The sequence below is a fragment of the Micromonospora sp. 15K316 genome (genome assembly GCF_004348525.1).
Lineage (GTDB): Bacteria > Actinomycetota > Actinomycetes > Mycobacteriales > Micromonosporaceae > Micromonospora.
In genome coordinates, this window is the sequence record NZ_SMKG01000354.1 from 1 (window position 1) to 3,586 (window position 3,586).

The 3,586-nt window shown below is 71.7% G+C and carries 3 protein-coding genes; all 3 read right to left on the minus strand.

Annotated elements, in window-relative coordinates; all coding sequences use genetic code 11:
* Nucleotides 1-20: 20 nt before the first annotated feature.
* The gene (gene gatB / locus E1211_RS31250; RefSeq protein WP_132353705.1) at nt 21-1,520 is read right to left on the minus strand and encodes an Asp-tRNA(Asn)/Glu-tRNA(Gln) amidotransferase subunit GatB; all 1,500 of its coding nucleotides are present in this window, start codon (nt 1,518-1,520) and stop codon (nt 21-23) included.
* 13 nt (nt 1,521-1,533) lie between these two features.
* On the minus strand, nt 1,534-3,009 hold the full coding sequence (gatA, locus tag E1211_RS31255; RefSeq protein WP_132353707.1) for an Asp-tRNA(Asn)/Glu-tRNA(Gln) amidotransferase subunit GatA: 1,476 nt from the start codon (nt 3,007-3,009) through the stop codon (nt 1,534-1,536).
* Between the two features lie 61 nt (nt 3,010-3,070).
* Nucleotides 3,071-3,376, minus strand: coding sequence for an Asp-tRNA(Asn)/Glu-tRNA(Gln) amidotransferase subunit GatC (gatC, locus tag E1211_RS31260; RefSeq protein ID WP_120328591.1), 306 nt, complete (start codon nt 3,374-3,376; stop codon nt 3,071-3,073).
* Nucleotides 3,377-3,586 lie beyond the last annotated feature (210 nt).

Sequence of the window (3,586 nt, forward strand, 5' to 3'; positions counted from 1 at the left end):
GGGTGAGAGGGGAAGGAGGGTCAGGCCTCGACGTTCAGCCGGGCCAGGATCAGCTCCCGGACGGTCTTCGCGTCGGCCTGCCCGCGGGTGGTCTTCATGACCGCGCCGACCAGCGCGCCGGCCGCGGCGACCTTGCCGCTGCGGATCTTGTCGGCGATGTCCGGGTTGGCGGCGATCGCCTCGTCCACCGCGGCGGTGAGCGCACCGGTGTCCGAGACCACCTCCAGGTTCCGGCTGGTCATGATCTCGGTCGGCGAACCCTCGCCGGCCACCACGCCCTCCAGCACCGTCCGGGCCAGCTTGTCGTTGAGCTTGCCGGCGTCGACCAGGCCCTGCAGCTCCGCCACCTGCTCCGGGGTGGCGCCCACGTCGGTGAGCTCCACGCCGGTCTCGTTGGCCCGCCGGGACAGCTCACCGAGCCACCACTTACGGGCCGCGGCCGGGGTGGCGCCGGCGGCCACGGTCTGCTCGATCAGCTCGACCGCCCCGGCGTTGAGCACCGACTGCATGTCCAGGTCGGACAGGCCCCACTGCTCCTGGAGCCGCCGGCGGTGCACCCGGGGCAGCTCCGGCAGGGCCGCCTTCAGCTCGGCCACCCAGGCCGGGTCCGGCGCGATCGGCACGAGATCCGGCTCCGGGAAGTACCGGTAGTCGGTCGCCGTCTCCTTCGAGCGGCCCGGGGTGGTGTCCCCGGTGTCCTCGTGGAAGTGCCGGGTCTCCTGGGTGATCCGGCCGCCCGCGTCGAGCACCGACGCCTGCCGCAGCATCTCGGAGCGGACGGCCCGCTCCACCGAGCGCAGCGAGTTGACGTTCTTCGTCTCGGTGCGGGTGCCCCACTCCTGACCGGGCAGGTTCAGCGACGTGTTCACGTCGCAGCGCAGCGAACCCTCCTCCATCCGGACGTCGGAGACGCCCAGCGAGCGGATCACGTCCCGCAGCTCGGTGACGTACGCCCGGGCGATCTCGGGAGCGAGCTCGCCGGTGCCGGGGATCGGCTTGGTGACGATCTCCACGAGGGGGATGCCGGCCCGGTTGTAGTCCACCAGCGACTCCGTCGCACCGTGGATCCGGCCGGTGGCGCCACCGACGTGCAGCGTCTTGCCGGTGTCCTCCTCCATGTGCACCCGCTCGATGCCGATCCGCACCGTCTCGCCGTTCACCTCGACGTCCAGGTAACCGTCGACGCAGATCGGCTCGTCGTACTGGCTGATCTGGTAGTTCTTCGGCATGTCCGGGTAGAAGTAGTTCTTCCGGGCGAACCGGCACCACTCCGCGATCGAACAGTTCAACGCGAGGCCGATCCGGATCGTGGCCTCGACGGCCGCCTTGTTGACCACCGGTAGTGAGCCGGGCAGGCCGAGGCAGACCGGGCAGACCCGGGTGTTCGGCTCGCCGCCGAAATCGGTGCGGCAGCCGCAGAACATCTTCGTCCGGGTGCCGAGCTCGACGTGGGTCTCCAGGCCGATCACCGGTTCGTAGCGCGCGACGACGTCGTCGTACGAGGGCAGTGTCGTGGTCATCGGAGCTCCTGCCTCACAGTGCCGGTGGGGTGAACGTGCCGACGGCGCTCTCCAGCGCGGCGGCGACCCGGTACATCCGGTCGTCGGCCATCGTCGGGGCCATGACCTGAAGACCGACCGGCAGCCCGTCGGAGAGGCCGCACGGCACCGAGATGCCGGGCCCGCCGTACAGGTTCGTCGGGATGGTGAACAGGTCGGCCAGGTACATCTGGTACGGGTCGGCGGTGCGCGCGCCGATCGGGAACGCCACGAACGGGGTGGTCGGCGAGATCAGCGCGTCCACCTGCTCGAACGCCGCGGTGAAGTCCCGGGTGATGAGCGTACGGACCTTCTGGGCCTGCCCGTAGTAGGCGTCGTAGTAGCCCGACGAGAGGGCGTACGTGCCGAGCATGATGCGGCGCTTGACCTCGGGGCCGAAACCGGCCTCCCGGGTCAGCGACATGACCTCCTCCAGGGACCGGCTGCCGTCGTCGCCGACCCGCAGGCCGAAGCGGACGCCGTCGAACCGGGCCAGGTTGGAGGAGCACTCGCTCGGCGCGATGAGGTAATACGCCGGCAGCGCGTAGCTGAAGTGCGGGCAGGAGATCTCGACGATCTCCGCGCCCAGCTTGGTCAGCGCGTCGACCGCCTCCCGGAACACCGCCATCACGCCCGGCTCGGCGCCCTCGCCGACGAACTCGGTCACGATGCCGAGCTTCACGCCGGTCAGGTCGCCGCTCGCACCGAGCTTCGCGGCGGCCACCACGTCCGGCACGGGCTGCGGGATCGACGTGGAGTCGCGCGGGTCGTGCCCGCCGATGACCTCGTGCAGCAGCGCGGCGTCCAGCACCGTACGGGCGCACGGGCCGGGCGTGTCCAGGGACGAGGAGAAGGCGACGAGCCCGTAGCGGGAGGTGCCGCCGTAGGTCGGCTTCGCCCCGACGGTGCCGGTGACCGCGCCCGGCTGGCGGATCGAGCCACCGGTGTCCGAGCCGATCGCCAGTGGGGCCTCGTACGCGGCCAGCGCCGCGGAGCTGCCGCCCCCGGAGCCACCCGGGATCCGGCTCAGGTCCCACGGGTTGCGGGTCGCACCGTACGCCGAGTACTCGGTGGAGGAGCCCATGGCGAACTCGTCCATGTTCGTCTTGCCGAGCATCACCGTGCCGGCCGCGCGCAGCCGCTCGACGATCGTCGCGTCGTACGGCGGGCGCCAGCCCTCCAGGATCTTCGATCCGACGGTGGTCGGCACCCCTTTGGTGGCGAGCACGTCCTTCACCGCGACCGGCACCCCGGCCAGCGGGCCGAGCGGCTCACCGGCCGCGCGGCGCTCGTCGACCGCCCGGGCCGCGGCGAGCGCGCCCTCGGTGTCGACGTGCAGGAACGCGTGCACCTGGTCGTCGACCGCCGCGATCCGGTCGAGGTGGGCCTGGGTGACCTCGACGGCGGAGGCCTCCCCGCCGGCCACCAGCGCGGCGATCTCCGCCGCGGTCTTCCTGGTCAGGTCGCTCATGCCCCCGCCTCGCTTCGCTCGCCGGCGCACCGCCGCGCGCTGATCATGCTGATTCGCTCGCTCATGACGCCAAGTCCTCGTTCAGGATCCGGGGGACGCGGAACCGCTGCTGCTCGGCGTCGGGCGCGCCCGACAACGCCTCCTCGGGCGTCAGGCACGGCGTCTCGACGTCCTCACGCAGGACGTTCGTCAGCGGCACCGAGTGCGAGGTCGGCGGGATGTCCGCGGCGGCGACCTTGCCGACCTGGGCGACCGCCTGGAGGATCACGTCGAGCTGGCCGGCGAACGTGTCCAGCTCCTCCTCGGTTACGGCGAGCCGCGACAGGCGCGCCAGGTGCGCGACCTCCTCGCGGGAGATGGCGGCCATCGTGCCCCCTTCGTGACGGTCCTGTGTCCGGCCGGTCTGCGACCGCGCGAGCTGTACGGAGTGACGCGCGGTGACCGGAGCGAGTCTATTGTTCCGTGCCGGCGTGACGTCCCCCCACTCCCCCTCCGCGCCGTCGTGCCGCCCGATCCCGCCCACCCGATCACGGCGCTCGCATGATCGACTCGGGTTACCGGGATGTCGGGGTGTCCC